21 protein-coding genes are annotated in these 20,828 nt (G+C 48.2%); 13 read left to right on the top strand and 8 right to left on the bottom strand.

What is annotated here, in order from left to right; translation table 11 throughout:
* Nucleotides 1-83: 83 nt before the first annotated feature.
* The 4 genes from JFT56_RS19555 (at nucleotide 84) to mog (ending at nucleotide 3,772) form a co-directional block, all read left to right on the top strand.
* The gene (locus JFT56_RS19555) at nucleotides 84-1,067 is read left to right on the top strand and encodes a carbohydrate kinase family protein (RefSeq protein WP_198781638.1); all 984 of its coding nucleotides are present in this window, start codon (nucleotides 84-86) and stop codon (nucleotides 1,065-1,067) included.
* 239 nt (nucleotides 1,068-1,306) lie between these two features.
* Nucleotides 1,307-1,693, top strand: a complete 387-nt coding sequence (locus JFT56_RS19550; RefSeq protein ID WP_198781636.1) for a hypothetical protein — start codon at nucleotides 1,307-1,309, stop codon at nucleotides 1,691-1,693.
* Entirely contained in the window at nucleotides 1,690-2,994 is a 1,305-nt protein-coding gene (locus JFT56_RS19545) for a type II toxin-antitoxin system HipA family toxin (protein WP_198781635.1), read from the top strand. The genes JFT56_RS19550 and JFT56_RS19545 overlap by 4 nt, the downstream gene beginning before the upstream one ends.
* A gap of 244 nt (nucleotides 2,995-3,238) precedes the next feature.
* On the top strand, nucleotides 3,239-3,772 hold the full coding sequence (mog, locus tag JFT56_RS19540; protein ID WP_006083754.1) for a molybdopterin adenylyltransferase: 534 nt from the start codon (nucleotides 3,239-3,241) through the stop codon (nucleotides 3,770-3,772).
* A gap of 50 nt (nucleotides 3,773-3,822) precedes the next feature.
* On the opposite strand, the gene JFT56_RS19535 is transcribed toward mog, so the two are convergent.
* Nucleotides 3,823-4,035, bottom strand: coding sequence for a hypothetical protein (locus JFT56_RS19535; protein WP_233095554.1), 213 nt, complete (start codon nucleotides 4,033-4,035; stop codon nucleotides 3,823-3,825).
* 192 nt (nucleotides 4,036-4,227) lie between these two features.
* Here JFT56_RS19535 and JFT56_RS19530 point away from each other — a divergent pair, with 192 nt between their 5' ends.
* On the top strand, nucleotides 4,228-5,262 hold the full coding sequence (locus tag JFT56_RS19530) for a GlxA family transcriptional regulator (protein ID WP_198781633.1): 1,035 nt from the start codon (nucleotides 4,228-4,230) through the stop codon (nucleotides 5,260-5,262).
* Between the two features lie 13 nt (nucleotides 5,263-5,275).
* Here JFT56_RS19530 and JFT56_RS19525 read toward each other — a convergent pair whose 3' ends face one another.
* The 4 genes from JFT56_RS19525 to JFT56_RS19510 form a co-directional block, all read right to left on the bottom strand.
* Nucleotides 5,276-5,542, bottom strand: a complete 267-nt coding sequence (locus tag JFT56_RS19525; protein WP_198783652.1) for a hypothetical protein — start codon at nucleotides 5,540-5,542, stop codon at nucleotides 5,276-5,278.
* A 105-nt stretch (nucleotides 5,543-5,647) separates the two neighbouring features.
* On the bottom strand, nucleotides 5,648-6,787 hold the full coding sequence (locus tag JFT56_RS19520; RefSeq protein WP_198781631.1) for an ABC transporter permease: 1,140 nt from the start codon (nucleotides 6,785-6,787) through the stop codon (nucleotides 5,648-5,650).
* A gap of 94 nt (nucleotides 6,788-6,881) precedes the next feature.
* Entirely contained in the window at nucleotides 6,882-7,616 is a 735-nt protein-coding gene (locus tag JFT56_RS19515) for an ATP-binding cassette domain-containing protein (RefSeq protein WP_198781630.1), read from the bottom strand.
* Nucleotides 7,617-7,619: 3 nt separating this feature from the next.
* Nucleotides 7,620-9,260: an alpha/beta hydrolase gene (locus JFT56_RS19510; protein WP_198781629.1), complete on the bottom strand. Its 1,641-nt coding sequence runs from the start codon at nucleotides 9,258-9,260 to the stop codon at nucleotides 7,620-7,622.
* Nucleotides 9,261-9,353: 93 nt separating this feature from the next.
* On the opposite strand from JFT56_RS19510, the gene JFT56_RS19505 reads away from it, so the two are divergent.
* From JFT56_RS19505 to JFT56_RS19475, 7 genes are all read left to right on the top strand, one after another.
* A complete protein-coding gene (locus JFT56_RS19505; protein ID WP_198781627.1) occupies nucleotides 9,354-9,725 on the top strand; it encodes a GntR family transcriptional regulator in 372 nt (123 codons plus the stop codon).
* Nucleotides 9,726-9,777: 52 nt separating this feature from the next.
* Entirely contained in the window at nucleotides 9,778-10,641 is an 864-nt protein-coding gene (locus JFT56_RS19500) for an ABC transporter ATP-binding protein (RefSeq protein WP_198781626.1), read from the top strand.
* Complete coding sequence (locus tag JFT56_RS19495; protein WP_198781624.1) at nucleotides 10,638-11,951, top strand: ABC transporter permease; 1,314 nt, start codon at nucleotides 10,638-10,640, stop codon at nucleotides 11,949-11,951. Before JFT56_RS19500 ends, JFT56_RS19495 begins: the two co-directional genes overlap by 4 nt.
* A 128-nt stretch (nucleotides 11,952-12,079) precedes the next feature.
* On the top strand, nucleotides 12,080-13,885 hold the full coding sequence (locus JFT56_RS19490; protein ID WP_198781623.1) for an AMP-dependent synthetase/ligase: 1,806 nt from the start codon (nucleotides 12,080-12,082) through the stop codon (nucleotides 13,883-13,885).
* Between the two features lie 140 nt (nucleotides 13,886-14,025).
* Nucleotides 14,026-16,521, top strand: a complete 2,496-nt coding sequence (locus JFT56_RS19485) for a hypothetical protein (protein ID WP_198781621.1) — start codon at nucleotides 14,026-14,028, stop codon at nucleotides 16,519-16,521.
* A 173-nt stretch (nucleotides 16,522-16,694) separates the two neighbouring features.
* Entirely contained in the window at nucleotides 16,695-17,105 is a 411-nt protein-coding gene (locus tag JFT56_RS19480) for an acyl-CoA thioesterase (protein WP_198781620.1), read from the top strand.
* 122 nt (nucleotides 17,106-17,227) lie between these two features.
* Nucleotides 17,228-17,776 carry an HPP family protein gene (locus JFT56_RS19475; protein WP_198781618.1) on the top strand — a complete coding sequence of 183 codons (549 nt, stop codon included), beginning with the start codon at nucleotides 17,228-17,230 and terminating at the stop codon, nucleotides 17,774-17,776.
* On the opposite strand, the gene JFT56_RS19470 is transcribed toward JFT56_RS19475, so the two are convergent.
* Both JFT56_RS19470 and JFT56_RS19465 read right to left on the bottom strand, forming a co-directional pair.
* Nucleotides 17,773-18,039, bottom strand: a complete 267-nt coding sequence (locus JFT56_RS19470; RefSeq protein ID WP_198781617.1) for a GNAT family N-acetyltransferase — start codon at nucleotides 18,037-18,039, stop codon at nucleotides 17,773-17,775. The genes JFT56_RS19475 and JFT56_RS19470 overlap by 4 nt on opposite strands.
* Nucleotides 18,040-18,105: 66 nt before the next feature.
* On the bottom strand, nucleotides 18,106-18,534 hold the full coding sequence (locus JFT56_RS19465; RefSeq protein ID WP_198781616.1) for an acyl-CoA thioesterase: 429 nt from the start codon (nucleotides 18,532-18,534) through the stop codon (nucleotides 18,106-18,108).
* Nucleotides 18,535-18,760: 226 nt separating this feature from the next.
* Here JFT56_RS19465 and JFT56_RS19460 point away from each other — a divergent pair, with 226 nt between their 5' ends.
* Nucleotides 18,761-19,849, top strand: a complete 1,089-nt coding sequence (locus JFT56_RS19460) for a hypothetical protein (protein WP_198781614.1) — start codon at nucleotides 18,761-18,763, stop codon at nucleotides 19,847-19,849.
* Between the two features lie 67 nt (nucleotides 19,850-19,916).
* Here the strand turns inward: JFT56_RS19460 and mtnC are convergent, their stop codons facing one another.
* Nucleotides 19,917-20,597 carry an acireductone synthase gene (gene mtnC / locus JFT56_RS19455; RefSeq protein ID WP_198781612.1) on the bottom strand — a complete coding sequence of 227 codons (681 nt, stop codon included), beginning with the start codon at nucleotides 20,595-20,597 and terminating at the stop codon, nucleotides 19,917-19,919.
* Between the last annotated feature and the right edge of the window lie 231 nt (nucleotides 20,598-20,828).

Genomic DNA, 20,828 nt, shown 5'->3' with positions numbered 1-20,828 from the left:
AGAAAAAATGCTAAGCCAAAACAGCCCATGAAAGTGGGCTTTTTTGCCTGATACAGAATATAGAATACAAAGTTGGAGTGGAAATGACGGTATTACTCAGTTTCGGTGAGGTGTTAGTGGACTTGCTGCCAACCGATGCCACGGGCAAGCATCATCAGCCGATTGCGGGTGGCGCGCCTGCCAATGTGGCCGTAGGTTACGCGAAACTCGGCGGTAAGAGTTACTTTGCCGGCGGCATCAGCGCCGACCATTATGGCGTCATGTTAAAGCAAGCCTTAGCGGAGCAGGGTGTGGCGATCGATTATCTTGCCGAAGTGCCGGGCGCCGCTACCGCCACTGTGTTGGTCAATTTAGATGAACAGGGTGAGCGCACCTTTGAATTCAACCGCAATGGCACCGCCGATATGCGCTACAGCAATCAGCATTTTGACAATATTCCATGGCAGGGGATTAATATTTTTCACCTTTGCTCGAATACCTTTACCGAAACCGCCATCTTTAACACTAGCCTTTATGGCGCACGTTGTGCCAATGCGTTCGCGACTTTAGTGAGTTTCGATGTGAACCTGCGTTTATCCCTGTGGCAGGACACGTCTTTGCTGACCGAGCGGGTTGAGCAGTGTTTCCGTTACACCCAAGTGCTGAAAATGAGCCGTGAAGAAGCGGACTATTTAGCGTTAGCGCGGGATAAGAGTTTAGCTCTGACGCGGGAAAGGAGTTTCGAAGATTATCTGCAGTTCTGCCTTGCCCAAGGGGTTGAGGTGATTTTGGTCACCGATGGCGCTAATCCAGTGCAATGCATCACAGCGCAGCACAGGTTTAGCGTCCCAGTCCCAAACATCTCTGCCGTCGATACCACGGCTGCGGGGGACAGTTTTATCTCAGGTTTTCTGTTCGCCTTAGGTTTAGATCTGCAATACGATTTAGGCAATTTAACCTTGAAACAAAGGCTAGCCAGCAAAGAGTACTTAGAGGTGGCGGTAGTATTTGCCACTCGCTGCGGCGCCATTACCTGCGGGCAAAAGGGCGCGTTTCCCTCTTTACCTACGTTGGCGCAGGTGAGCTAAATTTTGCTTTAGGTCTGAGTCGATGTTTTTCCCTTCTCCTTGGCATAAATTACACATATATTTCACTATAATGTACTAAATTAATTTTTAATGGTGAAAATATCGCTATAGCAGCTAAAAAATGAAAATATGCTGCTATAGTGTAATTATTCATTGTTTACGCCATAAAAATTATGCGTTAGTGATAATAATTGCTACAGAATACCTGTGGTGAAACTTAACTATGTGAGGTGGTACTGATGTCTGATATTAAAAATATAGAAGGTGATACTCAGATTAATCAGATGCTTAACATGAGAAACCAGCTAGCTGTGCAGATGGCAGCGTTAGATAGTGAATTGCAAAGACTGCTTCTTAAACAAAAACGTGATGGATTTCAGCCGCTAACGCAACAGACGCTACAGGATATGGTGGCGGAACATATGGGGCAGCTGAAAGTGAAGGAGTTAACCTTATTTGCCGATATTGCGCCAGCCACCTACTACAAAATTATGAGCAAGCTTGAGTCGGTAAAAGTTGGCTCGCTAAAAGCGTTGCTCAATACTATTGGGCTCGATTTATTTATAGGGAAGAAAGCATCGGACGTTAGTGTACAAATTAGCGCTTCGAATGAGTCTAAGTCATGAGATCTAATCGAATTGGTTATGTCTACAGTAACAACCGGTTTGCCGGCGAACTGTTAGAGTACGACACGCCAGCGGGGTATGAATACAGCTTCACCTATGCGGCCTCGTACATTGCGTCAGGTCTGCCGCAGATTGGCTATAGGCTGCCAATCATCCATGAGCCATACCGCCGAAATCATCTACCGCCATTCTTTGCTAACCTGATGAGCGAAGGTTGGGTGAGGCGTCATCAAGCGAGAATCGCCAGATTAGATCAAGATGACAAGTTTGGCTTATTACTGGGAAATGGTGCCGAGCTTATTGGCCCCGTCAGTGTGCTGACTGAGTATCGAGGAGACGATATTTCGTCGGCGATAGAATTGAGCCCTGTTCCGATGAAAAGCCTTAAAGGTTACCAGATTGATTTTCCCCGTAGCGAGTTTAACGACGTGGCCATGGAATCCTTAGGTGGCGTGTCTATCTCTGGTGTTCAACCTAAAATGTTTCTGACCTATGCCAAAGGCAAAACTAAAACCCTGACCAACGCCGTTGGCATGGGGCCATACATAGTCAAACCTTCCCCCAACGACTTTCCAGAGTTGGCGGAGAACGAATTTATGATCATGCAGTTGTGTAAAGCTGTCGGTTTCAATGTCGCGGAACATTACTTAGTCCCCTTTAGTTGCGGGCAATTGGCCTATGTGACTGCACGGTTTGATCTGGACAGAGAGACTGGCAGAAGGCGTGAATTTATCGAAGATCTGGCATCTGCACTAAACGTTGCGCCGGGGAATAAGAGTAGCGATGCATTGTCCTATGAAAGGGCAATTAAAGAAGCGTATCAATTGAGTGGTGGCCATGTGCAATTACTCAAAGATGGCTTTCTGCAGGTCTTAATGGCTTATATCGTTGGCAACAATGATTTGCATTTGAAAAATATTTCCTTGAGCCGTGCCAGTGACAGTAACAGGGCCTCTGGGTACACACCTATCTATGACATGGTTTCTGTTGCTCCCTACAAGCAATACGATAATTCGGGTGAGTTAAGTATTTGGTTGCTTGAGTCTGAGGTGGAAAGAGGGTTCAGTACATCATCATATGAGCACTATGGTTACTATACAGGCCATGATTTTATTGCCTTTGCCGAAGCGATAGGGCTGGGTGAACGAGCAGGAAAAGTGTTGATGAATGACCTTGGCAAAAAAGTGGCAAAAGCTTGGGAAAAGGTTATTGCGAATGCCCCCGGTAGTGAGCTGCTTAAACAAATAATTAGTGAGAGGATAACGGCCAGATTAAGCACTCTGACCCGGCCTGTGCTTTGATAATAACTGGCGCTTGTTGGTTAAGTCGAAAATGTTCATTTTTTTGTGCTCACAGCATCTTCCCCATAGATACAAATGCTACGCATAGCGCGAGCCACGTCACGTTTTAGTCGCCCCCTTTTCCGAGCATTTATGCTATTTTAGCTGCGGCTTAAGGTCGAAGCTGTAGCGGCTGCTGCCATGTTTTATGTCGACATAATGCTATTTCGGCAGGGTTTTATTTCAACACCATTGGGGATTTCCTATGAGCAAAGCAAAAATCGGTATTGTGACGGTAAGCGATCGCGCCAGCGCGGGGATTTATGAAGATATCTCAGGCAAGGCAATTATCGACACGCTCAACGATTACCTCACCAGTGAGTGGGAGCCGATTTATCAAGTGATCCCCGATGAGCAGGATGTGATTGAAGCGACGCTGATCAAGATGGCCGACGAGCAGGATTGCTGTTTGATTGTTACCACAGGTGGCACAGGACCTGCGAAACGCGATGTCACCCCAGAAGCCACCGAAGCCGTCTGCGATCGTATGATGCCAGGCTTTGGCGAGTTGATGCGTGCTGAGTCATTAAAATTTGTACCGACGGCGATTTTATCCCGCCAAACCGCAGGTTTACGTGGCGATTCTTTGATCGTGAACTTGCCCGGCAAGCCAAAATCGATTCGCGAATGTTTAGATGCCGTGTTCCCCGCGATTCCTTACTGCATCGACTTAATGGAAGGCCCGTATTTAGAGTGCAATGAAGCTGTGATTAAACCATTCAGGCCTAAGGCAAAATAGTTTTTACCCTAGTTCACCCATTAAACCCAAGCCTAGCTTGGGTTTTTTATTCACCGAGTGATCTTGCCATTGGGTTTACCTGTTGTTATCAGCAGCGTAGACACGCCGGAGGCGATAAATAGCGCTGGGATGGCGACAAAATGGGCGAAGAAATCCGGGGCAATGGTAAAGTTTAGCCAGAGCAGGAGCGTCCAAGTGATGCTTAGAAGCCCAAAACCTATCAGTTGATTCAGTGCTAATCCTTTTAAATCTGTTCGCATCATATCGCTACCCATTCCTGTAAGAACCAATGAGCACAGTCTAAGAACTTGCAAACTGAGATTGAAGTGTCATTATTGACAATTTAATGGTGATTAGTGACATTTTGAGTCGATAGGCTAAGCTGTTATTGCAGTGCCCTTAACCTGCAAATTGGCAGCCGAACGATGCGAGCGATAAATAATAGGGTGAGAGCCATGAAAAAAATTACGATATTGGCCACCGATAATACGGTTGCTAGCGGGATTGTGGGGTTTCTCGATGTGTTTAGCTTCTGCAATACCTATTGGCGCAGGGTCAACCCGCAGGCGACGGAGGATCTGTTTGAATGCCGAGTGATATCGAGTCATGGTGGCGATATCATTACAAATCAAGGCATTAAGGTGCCCGCATCCGGGCTTAGTCGGGCTGAGGATATTTTACATGCGGATGCGGTGATCCTCGCCTCTGCCTTAGTCACCAATAAGGCCGAGTTTCAAAATTATCTTAATGATTTTGAGCCCTTATTTGCGCCGCTACATTTGTATGCCGCAACGGGAAAACCTGTGATGGCCTATTGCTCGGGCACTTTGATCTTGGCGGCGTCGGGTTTGCTCGATGGGCGCGAGGCCACCACGGTTTGGTGGCTGAATGAAATGTTTCAGCGCCACTTTGCCAAGGTACACCTGCGCATGGATAAGCTGGTGGTCTCCGACGGTTCGATTCACACGGCTGGGGCGACTACCTCCAATATGAGCCTCGCCTTGCATTTAGTGCACATTCTAGCGGGGGAGAAATTGGCGACTCAGATGGCAAAGATCCTGCTGATCGATCCAAATCGGCAATCACAACAACCCTTTATGACTATGGACTTGATGGCACTAAGCCACAGGGATGAAGTGATCTGGAACGTGCAGCAGTGGATGCAACATCATCTTACCGAGCCGCTATTGCTTGAAGACATAGCGGCAAGATTTGCATTGGGCAAACGCACCTTGATCCGGCGCTTCAAGAAGGCGCTAAACGAAACCCCCGCCAGCTATGTGCAACGCCTTCGCGTCGATGAGGCAAAGCGCTTACTCGAGACCACGAGTTTAGCCCTAGAGGAGATCGTGACTCGTGTGGGTTACGAGGATACTAGCTCGTTCCGTAAGCTGTTTATGCAGCTGACGAGTCTGTCGCCTAAGGCCTATAGGCAAAGGTTTAATACCCAACAATATGAGTTCGATATTGAAGCCTGTTGTGAGCCTTAAGCCAAGTTAGTCCTTACCTTAAGGCTTCAATTTGCTGCGCTAACTGGCTATTGGTTTCTGTGATATCGGCTTCAGTCACTATTTTTTCCAGCACTTGCACTCGCTCAATTAAGGCTTGGTTTTGTAGGCTGAGTTGAGTCACTTTATCCTCGAGTTGCCCATTGTCCGTGGCACCTAATCCGAGTTGGCGTGCCTTGAGATAATGTTTAAACATCTCAGTGGCACTCACACCTATGATGAAGGTGACCATAATGATCATAATGATATATTCGTTTTCCATCATACACTCCCGTCGCTATTGAGGTTGTTAACTTGGGGCGAGAGGCTTATCGCCCCAAGTTTGTCGATTCAAGTTCATTGGTCCAAGTTGATCAATCGCAGCACCCTATAAACCGAAGATCACTTTTTCGCTCTTGAGTGACCTTTCCATGCCAAAGGCGAGTAAGACCGCAATGGCCAGCGTGCCTAAGGTCGAAACCAGTAACTGCAACATGGGCAAATCTTTACCTTTGATAAAGTCCATTAATGCCTGCTGCTGACCCGAAACGGGCAACCATTGCAGCATATCTGGGGCTATGTTGTAGCTGGCCGCCATCGACAGGGCCAAGGGCACAAATAACACTATGGTCAGGTAGGATTGGGCTTCCTTAAAGGTTTTCGCCATAAAAGACACAAACAATTGCAGGCAAGCGGCCATTAAAGCGACGGGGATGCCGACGATTAACATCAAGGCGATAAATTCGCTGGTGATATTGACGCTAAAGCCCAGCTCTTGCCAAGGTACAAAGGTGTAGGCGATTTTCGATACCAGCAAGATCAACACTAATCCTAGGAGGGCAAATAGGCTCACGGCGATAATTTTCGACAGCACTAATTGGCGAGTGGTCAGTGGGTGGCTCAGCAATAGGGCTAAGGAGTTACGCTCACGCTCGCCGGCGCTGGTATCTATGGCAAGGTTCATACCCGAGATAAATACCGAGTAAATCATAGTGAAAATCGCGATACCTAAGATCATCCCGCCCTTAGAGTCAGTGGTCGCTTGGTCGTGAATATTGACCTTTAGCGGCTGCATCACGCGGGGATCGATACCGCGGGCAATTAAGCGTAGGCTGCCCATTTCGGCGCTATAGGCTTGCAACTGTTTCTCTAAGCGACGAATTGAGTTTTGCAGTTTTTCATCGGAGTTATCCGCAACGATAGTGATCTCGGCGCCTTTGCCTTGGTTCATCTGCTCGGCATAGTCGGTGCTGATGATAAGCTCTATGGCTTTAAGATCAGTGTCCTTCGCTTCGCCACTGCTAATGCCTTTATTCGATAAAAAGCGGACGAGATCCGGCGCTTTATCGGGATGGGTGATAGTGATTTTCAAATCATCTGGGCTAGTTAGCTGGCCAATTAACACCATAAACAGGCCGCACATGATCAGCGGCGTGCCAATGGCGTAGTAGAGCCCTGCCATTACCGAGCGCTTATCGCGGGCGGCATCGATGAGTTCCTTGCGGATCATAGCGATTATTTTATTCATACTGTTATTCCTTTAACTGTGTTCTTAAACTTCACGCCTTTACATATCAATCTGTTAATCGTTAAAGCCCGTAGGCGTAATTTTTGCGAAGTCATCATGCTGCTATCCCTTCATCCGTGCCGATCAGTTGAATAAAGGCATCTTCGAGTGAGGCTTTGCCAGTTTGGGCGCAGAGTTCTGCTGGGCTACCAATGGCAACAACGCTACCCTGTGCCATGACGATCACTTGGTCACACAGTGCGGCGACTTCCTGCATCACATGGCTGGAGAACAGTACGCAATGTCCTTGATTTTTAAGGTCGATGAGAATGTCACGCAGCAGGCGAGTGCTCATCACATCCAGCCCGCGGGTAGGCTCGTCGAGGATAATATTGCTCGGGCTGTGGACAATCGCCTGTGCGAGGGCGGTTTTCATTCTTTGACCCTGGGAGAAGCCTTTGCAGCGGCGGTCGCTAATGTCTTCGAGGCGCAATTTAGCGATCACTTGGCTGGTGGCTTCCTTTGCGTCGCGGGATGATAAGCCGCTTAACTCGGCAAAATAGCGAATGTATTCCCGCGGTGTTAGGCGCTCATACAGACCGAAAGGATCGGGGAATAGCCCGAGTTGCTGCTTAGCGCCGATAGGGTCGATGGCAACATCTATACCTTCGATTTCAGCCTTACCCGAATCGGGTTTCAGCAAGCCAAAAATCGTGCGTAAACAGGTGGTTTTACCCGCGCCGTTAGGGCCGAGCAAGCCAGTGATTTGGCCGTTTTGTGCGCTAAAACTTAAATCCTTGAGCGCCTGCACTTCACCTATGCGTTTGGAAAGATTGGATACTTTGATCATGGCTTACTCCTTGGCCCCAGTGCTGGCGTTATTCTCTGTTGTTGTCGTTTTTATGCTGGTCGCATCGAGCGGCTCTACCGAGCTAGCATTTAAATAGAAGCTGCGGCGCACATCTTTCTTTAAGCACTCGCCGTCGAGATCTTTGACTGAGCCCGAACGGACAAGATCGGCGATAAGATTATTCGCGCAGGATTGATAGGCCACGCCGTGGGTCGCATAGGGGGCGATAAAGTGTTTGGCATTGGTGAGTTTTTCCATCGCTAACTCACCCCAGCTTGGCGGTGTGGCTGGGTCGATTTCACCGGATAAGAGTAAGGTCGGAATATCGCTGCTAATGGGCTCGCTAAAACTGGCATCCACCGCGGGGACTTTCCAAGCTGTACAAGTCGCCTCTAAGCCTTCGAGCATAGTTCTGCCCATAAAGGAGTTTTTAGCCTGCTCGCGCATCGCGGGGGTGATACGGTGCATATCTTCACCACAGACCACCGAGGCGTGCATGCCCATTGCCATGCCAGCGTTATCGATAGTGAGGGCATATAGCCCCAGAAGCGGTTGGAAGTTATTTTTAGCCGCTTGATGAATAGCATGGGGCACAAGGGCGCGCACATTGGTTTGATACAGCGCCATGCGGATAGAACCGTAGAATTTACCCCGCGTCATAGTCAAGAGGGTCTTTTCGCCAGTCACAGGGTCGGAAACCTTGTCCGTTATTGGCGCGTTGGCTAGGGTGGCAGCCACTTGTTCAAACTCGGCCTTAAGCTCTGGGAACTGGGCATGGCAAGCCGCGTTTTCTTGGCAATCCTTAAATAATAACTCGAAGCCACGGTCAATCGCCGAGCCAATTTCTAACACGCTTTGTTGCATTGGCACTATGCCGTCTAAGGTCACTGTGGCTAAGTGTTCTGGGTAGAGGCGCATATAAAGCTGGGCCATGCGGGTGCCGTAGGAGATGCCGTACACATGCAGTTTTTTGTAGCCTAAGTGTGCCCGTACGGCTTCGAAATCTGTGATTGCATTGAGGCTGCCGTATTGGCTGACGTCGGCATCTATGCTTGCGAGGCATTTTTGTGCTTCGGCTAAGCTATCGATATTCTCGTCATCGAAGGACAGGGCAGATTGCGCCTCTTGATCGCATTGCAATAGATTCGAACGGCCTGTGCCCCTTTGGTCGATAAGCAGGATATCCCTTTGCTGACGCACTTTACTTAACATAGTGTTGAAGCTTGCGGCATTGTCTATGGCCGATTGTCCTGGGCCGCCGGCAATGGCGAGTAAGGCTTCTTCATGGTTGGCATTTTTCACCGCGGGCAGAACGACGTAATGCACTTGGATCTGTTTGCCATCGGGTTTGTTGGGGTTTTCAGGCACAGTCACAAAACCGCAGTTTAGGCGATCCGATACGCCTTCCACATAGCAAGTGTCGGTCTTGTTTGCGGTGTTTATCTGTTGGCTTTTTACATCACTCGCCCAAGTTGTTGTACTTACCATAGCTAGCATGAGTGCGCTTATGCTTAACATGCGTGTACGTAAGATACGAGTGTGCCATGTAGCAACTGTGGCATTAGTTGCGCCATGCCGTGGCCAAGTCAGCCTTGGGCGTTGAACGGCGTTGCTGAACTTCCTGTGTATCATGCTATCTCTCATGCGCGCTTTCCTTTTTGCATTTCAGGGCGAATGTGTTAATTTAAATACCAGTGTATCGGTGTATCAATGTATTAATACAGTGTGTAAAGGCTAATGTTAGAACTTTTAAATGTCAACCCCAGTAGTGGTGAACCCATTTATAAACAATTACACGAGCAAGTCGTGCGCTTAATTGTGGGTGGCCAACTGCAGGTGGAAGATGTGTTGCCCTCTGTACGCCAGATTGCCGAGCATCTTGCGGTCAATCCCATGACTGTCTCCCGCGCGATTCAGCAGCTTGTCGACCAAGGTTGGCTCGAACGCCGCCGTGGTCAAGCGACTCGGGTTGCACCGCGAACCGAGGCGATGACCTCGGGCGTGAGCCTACTCGAACCCCAGCTCGATGCGTTGTTGTCACAGGCTAAACAGTTAGGCGTTAGTCAAGTTGAGTTGCTGAAATTGATCAACGACCGCTGGCAAGATTAGCGAGCAACGTTAAGTAACATATCGATAAATAGCATAAAAAGGATGACATTCGATGGACCAAGCCCATAACCCAATACTTGAATTTAACCGAGTCAGTAAAGTCTTTCGCGGCAAAGGAGCGGGTGAAAAATGGGCGCTTAAGGATTTATCGTTAACTCTGACGGCGGGCATGGTTGTCGGGCTGCTAGGACAAAATGGAGCCGGTAAGTCGACCCTGATGCGCTGCGCCTTGGGCATTTTGGCACCGGATGCTGGCAGTATTACTACCTTAGGCGAAACACCCGAAAATCTAACGTCACAACTGAAGGAACGAATTGGCTATGTTCCACAGCAACCCTTTGGTTATGAAGGTTTTACCATTGAACGCGCCCTCGATTTACACCGCAGTTTTTACCCCGATTGGGACAGGCAATTAGAGCTGGATTGGCTAGTAAGGTTTGAGTTAGAGGCGACCCAACAGGTGCAAAGATTATCTGTGGGTCAAAGGCAATCCTTAGCCTTGATTATGGCGATGGCCTATCGGCCAGCGCTATTGATCCTCGATGAGCCCGTCGCCAGCCTCGACCCGATTGTGCGGCGCAAATTTATGGTCGATTTATTCGATCTCGCCCTAGAATCTGGCTCTGCTGTGCTGTTTTCATCCCATATCACCTCAGATCTCGAGCGGGTTGCCAGCCATGTGGCGCTGATTAAACAGGGCGAGTTAGTGCTGTTTAAGGAAATCGATGCCCTGCGGGAAGAAGTACGCTTACTCACGCTCGCCCCCGAAACGGTATTGCCCGAGTCGATCACTGTGCTGAGCCGTGTGGGTGATTCAGTGCTGGCTGATTTGGCTGAACACGGCGCGCCAATCGCGGGCGTGTTAAAGAATGAAGCCTTAAACCTTGAACAGCTGTTTATGGAGCTACACAGATGAGTGCGCCTGAGCTTAACCTTGTGCCCGCCGCGACAACAAAAAGGGCGCAACAGAGGTTAAACCCTTTTAGGGGCATGCTGCGCCTTTGGTGTTTTGATATCGGCAGTGTGAGCTTTTTAGGTGTGGGGTTACTGGGAGTGATCTTAGCTTGTCTTGCCGCGGTCAATGGTAAAAACGACAGTGCTGAATTGTTGTTTTCTATGGGAATAGTCTCAAGCTCGGCGGCGGTGGCCTGGCAACTTATACGTTTGATGGCGAGCGAATGTTCCCAGTTAATTCCCCATTATCGTCGCCATATTTACATTCAAAGTATCACTGTTTTAGCCAGCGTGTTTGCCATAGGCGTGTTGTGCTGTTTGGTGTTGGGGTTAACCTCGAGCCTAGCCAGTTTAGTCTTGGCTTTGGTGATGAGTTTTGCCTTTATTTGGCTTTGTTTACTCAGCACTCAGTGGTTTTACGCGTCGTTTTTACTGTTTGTGTTAGTGCCATTTATCTCCTTGATGACGGTCCATATTCCCCTGTGGTTAAGCGTGATTGCGCTGGTGGTGTTAGGCGGGTTGATAATTCGTGTCTGCCGCGCTTTACCTTGGCGAGCTGAGGCGAGAACGGTTTATCTCAACGGCCTCGAAATGGGCTGGTTTTGGCTGCCCAATCTGCAATCTATGCGTATCTTGAGTCGCTTCGAGCGTTATCTGCATCCAACCAATTTTTTTATCGGCCCTATGCTGACAGCTTTACTGTTGCTCTTACCCGTAGCCTGTTTAACGCTTGGGGTGTTATCGCATCAATTCCATTGGAATATCCCAGTGTTACTTTTGTTGGCACAGTTCAGCGTGATCATGTGTTCTATGGTGCATTGGAGCCGGGTGCAGCGTTCACGCTCGACCGAAACCCTATTATTGATGCCTGGGTTTGATGGTCGAACAGGACTCATTGCGGCATTTTGCCGTGGGCAGCAACGACTGCTGAATGTGGTGGTCGGCATTATGTTGGCTTGTACTCTGCTGCTGGGTTGGCTCGATGGGGAGCTGAATATGCAGTTAGTGGGTCATCTGGTGCTCAGCACTTACTGGGCCTGCGCCCTGATATTAGGTTTTGGCTGTATGTGCCGCCGAGTTTGGCATGTCACTCTTACTATGATGATAGTCGCGGCGCATTCCCTGTGGGTGTCTATTAGCCTTGCATCTTTACGGGATGGCGGTAATTTAGATGATTGGTTTATTTGGGATTTTGTATTAATGCTGCTGGGGAATCTAGTACTGATTTGGGGCAAGAAAATCCTCTGGAAAGGTGATGTTATTCACGGTTGAAACGGACTTTTCCGCGTGATTTGGGCGACATTTGCATAACATTAGAGCAAAAACTCTTAGTTTTTATTTAGTCATCGGGTAGAATGCTGCAAAAGCGGTACACTTGTAAGCTAAAAGGTGAGTCACTTATGTCTCTCGAACAATATCATGTAATTCGACTCTTACAGCAGCAGAGTCAGTCCCTAAAGGATGCAATAGCGCTGGAAGGTTTTGAAATGGCTGCACCTTGGCATAGGGTCAGCTGGCAAGCATTCGATCAGATCAGCAGCAAGATTGCACAGCTGTTGATTGAGTTTGGCGTACAAGTGCAAGACCGTTGCGTCATCCTAGCGCAAAATTGCCCCCAGTGGACTTGTGCCGATGTCGGCACGCTCAAAAGTCGCGCCATTGTGGTGCCGATTTATCCCACTAGCACCCTCGAGCAGGCGAGCTTTATCGTGAATGATGCGGCGGCGAAGGTGATTTTTGTCGACGACTCTAAGCAATACGCTATGGCCTGCGAGCTGCAAAAGTTGTGTCCTAGCCTAGAGCAGATCATTGTATTCGATGCGAGTGTGACTCTGGCTGCCGATAATGCCGAGCGTCATTGGCATTTAGATGCATTGTTAGCGGGCGCAGCGAAAGAGATTCAGCAAGAAGCCGAGTTTAATCAGCGTTTACAAGCAGCCAATCTCGATGATTTACTGACCTTAATTTATACCTCAGGCACCACGGGCGACCCTAAGGGTGTGATGCTGGATTACCGCAATATGGCGTCAACCGTGCGTCAACATGATCAAAAACTGGCCTTCAGCACGGGCGATGTGTCCTTGGCTTTTTTACCCCTGAGCCATGTGTTTGAGCGGGGTTGGAGTTTCTATGTGCTGTGCCGTGGTGGACATAACGTCTATCTGCAAAACACCCAAAGAGTGAAAGAGGCTATCAGTGCCGTGCGTCCACATACCTTGTGTGTGGTGCCGCGTTTCCTCGAAAAAGTGTATAGCGCTGTGCAAGACAAAGTGGCTAAGTCCAGTGACGGTCGTAAAAAGCTGTTTGCTTGGGCGATGCGTGTGGGTGAACGTCAGTTCGAGGTCGGTCAGGGCCGTGCTAAGGGCAGTTTATGGTTATCGTTGCAATGGCAACTTGCCAATAAACTTGTCTACAGCAAGCTGCAAGCTGTGCTCGGTGGCCGTTTGAAGTTTATGCCCTGCGGTGGTGCGGCGTTAGACGTTAATGTGGGCGCCTTCTTCCACGGGATTGGTATTCCGGTACTTTGCGGTTATGGCATGACGGAAACCAACGCGACAGTGACCTGCAATACCTTAGATAATCGGGTGCCGGGCTCGAATGGTCAGCCGTTATTGGAAACCGAAATCAAGCTTGGTAAAGATGATGAGATCTTAGTCCGTGGCGCGACTGTGATGCGTGGTTATTACAATCGCCCAGAAGACACCGCCGCTGCTTTTGAGGACGGTTGGTTAAAAACCGGCGATGCGGGGCGGATTGACGCTAATGGTAATTTATTTATCACTGACCGCATTAAAGAACTGATGAAAACCTCCAACGGTAAATATATCGCGCCGCAAAGGGTCGAAGGCACTGTGGGCCGTTGTCCTTTTATCGAGCAAGTGGCGATTATTGCCGATGCCCGCAACTATGTGACCGCTTTGATCGTACCCGCGTTTGAGTCACTGGAGGCGTGGGCGAAGGAGAAAGGCCTTAAATACGAGTCACCTTTAGAACTGCTGCGCCATAGCCATGTGGTGGAACATTTTGAGCAACGTTTAAAGCAGTTACAGCACGAGTTGGCGGGGTTTGAGCAAATTAAAAAGTTCACCCTACTGCCTGAAGCCTTCTCAATGGAAGCGGGATTAATCACCCCAACGCTAAAACTGCGCCGTAAGATGATTTACCATAAATACGCCCATGAAATTAATGCTATGTACAATAATTAATTGTTAAATTTTTGATCTTAAAAGGCCGCCATCGCGGCCTTTTTTGTCTCTACTACTTCCTGAAGTGCTTGTCTTGGCTTAAAATTTGCGCGCTTGCTGGTGCGCACGAGGCGCAAGGTGTCGGTATAAAGGATAGTTAAATGGAACTTTCGATTCGTAATTTATGCGCTGCTGTGAAGTTGGCGTTGTTGTCTTCTTTTGTCGTCATGCCTGCGGCCATCGCGGCAGATTACGACAAAATCGTCCACGGTCCCGTGGATTTGCCTAATGGCCAATGGCTGGATTTCTACCAAAAAGATCATCAAGTATGGAGCGAAATGCTCTATGGCGATGCACCCGGTGTGCGTATCGATGATTATGGTCCTGCAGAAATCGTGGCGGTTTTTTATCTCGACTTTGATAAAGGCGGCACCAAAGAAGTGATCGTCATGCTCAAGGATGCCGATGGTCAGCATCTGCGTGGCTATGGTTTTGAGGGGGAGGAGCTCACAAAACTCCCCCGTCTACAGGCTGTGCTCGATGAAGTGGCGCCAACTTTAACCTCGTTTACCGTGGGTGGGGTTCGTAAAGTGTTGAGCCAAATTCCACCGCAACAATATCGTATGACCTATGATGTTGATGCGATTGAAGATCCCGCCATTAAAGCGATTGTCGATGGCTCAACCAAGCTCAAGCCGACCTTAGTGGGTTATCGTAATTCCGAAGGTTCACCCGTCGATGTGAAGACCGCAGTCGAATATAAATTGCGTTATCCACTCACCCGTAAAGATAAAGATGCCCAAGGCAATGAGCGCCAATATAGCCTAGTGACCACCTTCGACCGCAGTGGCTACAGCGAAGAAGATGGTAGTTTTGTATTGGTGAGCGTGGCCTTTGAGGCCGATGATTTTGATTGGCTTAAAAGCGGTGGTGCCGCGATCCCTAAAACAGGTCCATCCTACGATTTTATGAGCATGGGCATGGGTAGCACTTGGGCAGGGCTTGCCAGTGAAAGTCATTATGCCCAAGGTGTGCTCGATGGCCCCTATGCCGCCTACGATGGCCGCAATGGTAGCGTGATATACTCTGGTCAATACAAACAAGGCAAAAAAGTCGGTAAGTGGATGGAGAGTGAGAACCAAGCCATGTATTGGGAAGGCGAGTATCTTGACGGTAAAAAGCAAGGTAAATGGATCGCACAGTCAGTGTTCGATGAGGCCGATAACTTTGGTTTTGCCCACTACAATCAGGATGTGCTCGACGGCCCAACTGAAATCTATACGCTAGATTACGATTCCAGCACCGAAGGTGCGAAGAAGCTGTCTGAAAAAGGCATTTATCGCAATGGCGTGAAAGATGGCGAGTGGCTTGAATCTGATGGCAGCAAAGGCCAATACCAAAAGGGCGTTAAACAAGGCCCTTGGACGGAAAAGGTCACCCAGGGGGATTATCGCTTTCAAACTGGTGAAGGCAACTACCTCGATGGAAAACGCTCAGGCCCTTGGGTATATATCCGAACGCCAGATGCCAACGATGCTTTTACCACTAAGCAATCAGTGACTTACCTCTACAAGACCGAAGTCAACTATGAGAACGGCCTACGCCAAGGTGAGGCTAAGTTATTCAATAAAGATAATTTTATGTTCTCCCTTAAACATTACGATAAGGGCCGGCTCCATGGCGAAAGTTTATGGTATTCGGGCCCAAATGCCGTCAGCAATGTAGCTAACTATCGTCAAGGCGAGTTAGATGGTCCACAAATGTGGCTCGAGCCAAATGGTGATCTCAATGAGTTGAGTCAGTATAAGTTCAATGACGCCGTAAAACTTAAACCCTCGCAGGATGAATGCATGATGCGAAAAGAGCCCTACGCCGGCGATTGTGAGGGCGTGTTAAACACAAACAATGCCGAGACTAGCTCGATTAAAGATGGTGAGCAGCGAGTGTATCGCGGCGGCCGACTATCCGAATTAAGCTATTACACTAATGGGTCAGTCGATAAAGAATATCGATTTGATTCCAACGGTCGCTTAACGTCCTTCCAAGCCTATAAAGCGGGTAAGGAATACGGCCCAAGTATCAGTTATTCCACCGATGGTGGTTACTCCCTCGCTCGATATGGTCACCAAGTGAATAACCGTCTCTCTGGCTCCCATTACACTTTCTATCCTAACGGCCAGTTAAAGAGTTTGTGGAACTATTGTCAGCAAGAAGGTGAAACTTGGAACGGTGAACCCTATTTCTGGGATAACGCCATTGCGCGCTGCGGCATACAGCGGGAGTATTTTGATAATGGCGCCGTGAGTTGTATCGAGGATCTCGACAGCAATTATGCGGTGGATAAAGTGTGTTACGACCGCAATGGTAAGTTAGCCAGCGAAATGCTGCGAATCGATGAGCAACATGTAGTCCATAAACGCTATATCAACGGAGTGATCTATCAGGAAGAACCCGGGTTCTCGGATTTTTCCCATGTGACTAAGGGGCGCAAAATCTATCACTTAGAAAACCCTAAAAGCCATGGGGTTTTTAAGTCCTACGACAGCAGTGGCAAGCTCAAATACGAAACAATTTACGATATGGGTAAGGCGGGCTGTATGAAAAAGTACGACGCCAATGGCAAGCAAACCCCAGAGACCGCGAGCTGCCAGTTCTAGATTTTAGATTCTAGATTCTAGATTCTAGGTGCTAGGTGCTAGCCTAGTTCATCAGTTTTGGGCTGGTGGTAAGATCCTGTTAGTCTTGTCACAAAGGATGGGCCTGCTTAATGGTGGCGCTCATCCACTATTACTCATCCATTATTCATCGTAATGATAAAAGGGAAGCGCGTATGTCTGCCACCGAATACAGCCTAGAAATTCAGCCAAGATTTACCGAAATAGATGGTCTAGGACACATTAACAACACAGTGATCCCCGTATGGTGCGAGACGGCTCGCGCGCCGATTTTCGAGATTTTCAATCCAGAACTGGATTTACACCAATGGAATCTTATCGTTGCGGGTTTTACCGTGGCATTTATCGCCCCAACTTACTACGGCAAGAATGTGACGATAAAAACCTACGTGAGTCGCATAGGCAATAGTAGCTTCGAGCTGACCCAAAGCTGTTGGCAAGCGGGCAATAAGACCGCAGAAGTGAAAACCACACTCGTGCATTACGACTACAGCTGCGAAAAAAGCCGCCCTATCCCCGAAGATATCCGCGAAATACTCGCTAATTTAAGTGGTGAAAGCGCTTAATCTGCCCACTCTAAGCCAGCGCAATTGCAATTGCGCTGCTAAAGCGTTAATTTGTCGACCCGCTAACTGTGATGCAGATCACCTAATCTGTATCGTTTTATTTTTATCGGCTCGGATTAACCATGAGATTCTATTTTACCCGCATGCGCTCGAAGGATATTTGTCCGCCAAGACAACCACTTAAAAAGATAGTGTGGTCGTGGATTGGCGCTTTCTGTGGCATCTATTTAGTTGCCAGCCTAGCGACTTATATGAATGCCAATTTTATGGGGACCATGTTTGTCATCGGCTCTTTTGGTGCTTCGGCTGTACTGGTGTACGGTGCACCGCTGGCTGAGTTTTCTCAACCCAGAAACTTGATTGGTGGCAGTGTGTTATCGGCTTTAATTGGGGTCGCCGTTTACCAAATATTTGCCGATTATATGGTACTTGCCTGTGCCTTAGCCGTATCTCTATCTATTGCATTAATGTACCTGACTCGCACCCTTCATCCCCCCGGTGGTGCAACGGCATTGATCGCCGTGATTGGTGGTGAAAATGTGCATCAACTCGGCTTCCTCTACGCCCTAATGCCAGTATTTTTAGGTTCAGTCTTGCTTCTGCTGGTCGCGCTGGTAGTTAATAATCTTTCCACCGATCCCAAGCGTCACTACCCTGTTTATTGGATTTAGCTTTTCAGAAACTTCTGCACATACCAGCAGCTGGCTTGGATTTCAAAGTTTTGGGCTTTTGCCCATTTGAGGCCATGGCGAACTAAGCGTTCGGCAAGGCCTTTACCGCGCAGTTCGTCGGGGACAAAGGTGCGGTTAAAATCGATGTGCTTGCCATCGAGTCGATATTCAAGCACAGCCTCATAGGCATCGATAGGGATAATAAAGCGTTGCTTATCCTGTTGATGTTCAATGGCTATCTCACTATTTTTTTGATCTGACATACATGCTTCCCTCAAGTGGCCTAAAGTGTGCTGGCCATTTTTCCATGGACTCGGATAGCTTAAAGCTTAAGCGACTTCGTGCTGTTTGAGAATCGCCAGTAGCGCTTCTGGCAGTTCGGCTTTCTTACCCGTTTTAAAATTAAACATTACCGCGACCGAAGTGCCTAGGGTTGTTACTGCCTGTTGCTGTTTACTAAAGGCTTGATAATGCATGGTAAATCTATCGCTGTGAATATCGCTGATGCTGACACTGACCAATAAAGTATCGGGGAAGGTCACTGGGCGTTTATAGCGGGCTTGATTCTCGCTGATCACTGGACCGATACCTGACTTGTATAGGGCATCTAGCGGGAAGAGGCGGTTAAAGAAGTCGATACGCGCCGTTTCAAAATAACGGAAATAGACGACATTATTCACATGCTGCAGGGCATCCATTTCGCCCCAGGCGACGGGGATTTCTGTGACTATGGGATGCTGTGCGAGAAATTTTTCCATTGTACTTTCCGATGTATTTTGCATTGAATTGCCCATATAAAAATCCGAGTTGAAACGATCGTTTAAGATGGCCAGACTAGCAGCATAAAGAATGAGCGACAAGTCTAGGATGCTTGTCAGTGGCGCTTTCATCGCCAAACTTATTTCATTGATTAAATTGCTTGTCTTTTTTATCAATGAACGGCTAACTTAGTGTTAGCGTTTATTAAGGGATTATAAAATAATAATGAATTTAGATGGTTACATTGAGTCTGCTCGTCAGCATCTGCGACACATTTCCCTGCCTTCTGTGGGGCATATTAACTCAGGAACGGGTAAGTTATGGCGCCATTTTAGCCAAGGGCTCGCTAAGTTATCCTTTGCGCAAAAGTTGTATCTTATCGCCTTGATACTCGCCTTCAGCTCCAATGGAATGGGCATAGTTGCCTCGGTTGCCGTGATCGCTATGGCCATCGAGTTCTGGCCTGTGTTCGAGCGGGTCTGGCACAGCCTCGCGGGCAAAGCTGTGTTACTGCTGTTTTATGCCATTATTGCCAACTTTGCCTTAGGATGGTCCGGCGCCATAGTGAACGAAGTGGTTGGCGTCTCGGCGAGTCATCTGAGTTACACCCATAACTTGGCGATTTTACTCTATATGCCCGCTTGGTTTTTGATGGTGAGTGCCATTGTACTGCTGGCATTGCAGCTGATTATTCCCATTTATTTAGTGTTGATTTTTTTACTTAAACCTTTAGGTGTCAAATCGTTACGGCTTACCTCGCATACCTCATTTCGTAAAACGACCTTTGTGACCCGTATCGTGCTAGCGTCTGTGGTGCTGTACCACTTGAGTCTGCTGATCGATTTAGAGGGCAGTATTGAAACATCGTTTACCGAGTTAATCACGGCAAGCCAACAAACCTCTGAACAGCGTGCCATTGAACCAGTATTAGGACTGACACCGGATGCAACAGGGGAGACTAAGGCTCCAGCCCTGGATTTGGTCCTGATTAAGCCACCCCTTGAAAATGACCAAGGTGCTAATGCACGGGAGCTAAGCAGCGAAGAACGCGAGGAGGAAGAACGCAAGCAAACCTATGCATCGGTGCGGGCTCAATATCAGCACTTAGTGCGACAATTGCTAGCGAGTTTTGCCTTTACCTTCGAGGCCAATGGTCGTTCACGGTGTGAGAAACCCGCCGAGTCTAATGTGATTGAATTGAATGATTACGAGATATTACAGATCACGCCGGATAAACAAGCGCATTACGGTTATCGCTTCGAAGTGAAAAAGTGTATTTCGGCGGCGTTTCCGTTAGCGGTGAAGAGTAGTTAAACCGCGGAATAAAAAAGCGACCTTCTGGTCGCTTTCGTTTTATCGGCTAAGTCAGTTAGCGGAGGCGTTATTCGATCACTAGCTCATCGAAGCTGCTGATTTTGCGAAACTCACCCGTGCGCTGTTTGCTGTCGCGTACCATTTGATAGGTCATCATGCCTGCGGCTTCGGCGGCTTTTAATTCTTCAATCACATCAGACACAAACAGCACTTGCTTAGGGCTTAAGCTGATAGTGTTGAGGATATTCGCATAGGCCTGTTTATCTAATTTGTTGCCTGTACGGGTATCAAAATGACCGTTGAACATCTCGGTTAAATCGCCGCCATCGCTGTGGCTAAATAACAGTTTTTGCGCATCGACAGAGCCCGATGAAAAGCTATAAATACGCAGTTTTTGCGCACTAAAGCGTTTCACCGCTTCGATAAAATCGGGGAAGATATGGCCCTTAAATTCGCCTTGGGCGTAGCCTTGCTTCCAAATCAAACCCTGTAGGGTCTTGAGCGGGGTCGCCTTACGGTCTTCGCTAACCCACTGCTGCAAAATTTCAGTCACACGCGCTAGGTCCGCATCGGGTTCTAGGGCGATATCTTTAGTGTCACAGATACAGTTTTCAACCAATACATTGTGTTGGTTCTGTTCTAAAAAGTCTGGCAAGGCTTTGACAGAATAGGGGAATAGTACATCTTGGATAAAGTTTAGGTCTGTCGTGGTGCCCGCTGTGTCTACGACTATGGCTCTGATACCCATAATGTTTTGATACTCCACAATATGTTGGCTTAAAAATGCAACCCCGATCCTAAGCGTTATTGGCACAATTGGCTAGTGTATTTCGCGAGTCTTACCTGAGGTATCACAGCCTAAATGGGATTACTTAGGATTTGCGAACTGCTTGGGGGAAGGGTTAGGTCGTGGTATCGAATTTACTTTCAATAATAGGGGTGTTAACTTTGGTATATGCCCATCTAGTTGATTTTCAAG

It is taken from the genome of Shewanella putrefaciens, from assembly GCF_016406305.1.
GTDB classification, from domain to species: domain Bacteria; phylum Pseudomonadota; class Gammaproteobacteria; order Enterobacterales; family Shewanellaceae; genus Shewanella; species Shewanella putrefaciens_C.
The sequence above is the reverse complement of the archived record's forward strand: the minus strand, read 5'-3'. Positions and strand labels throughout refer to the sequence as shown.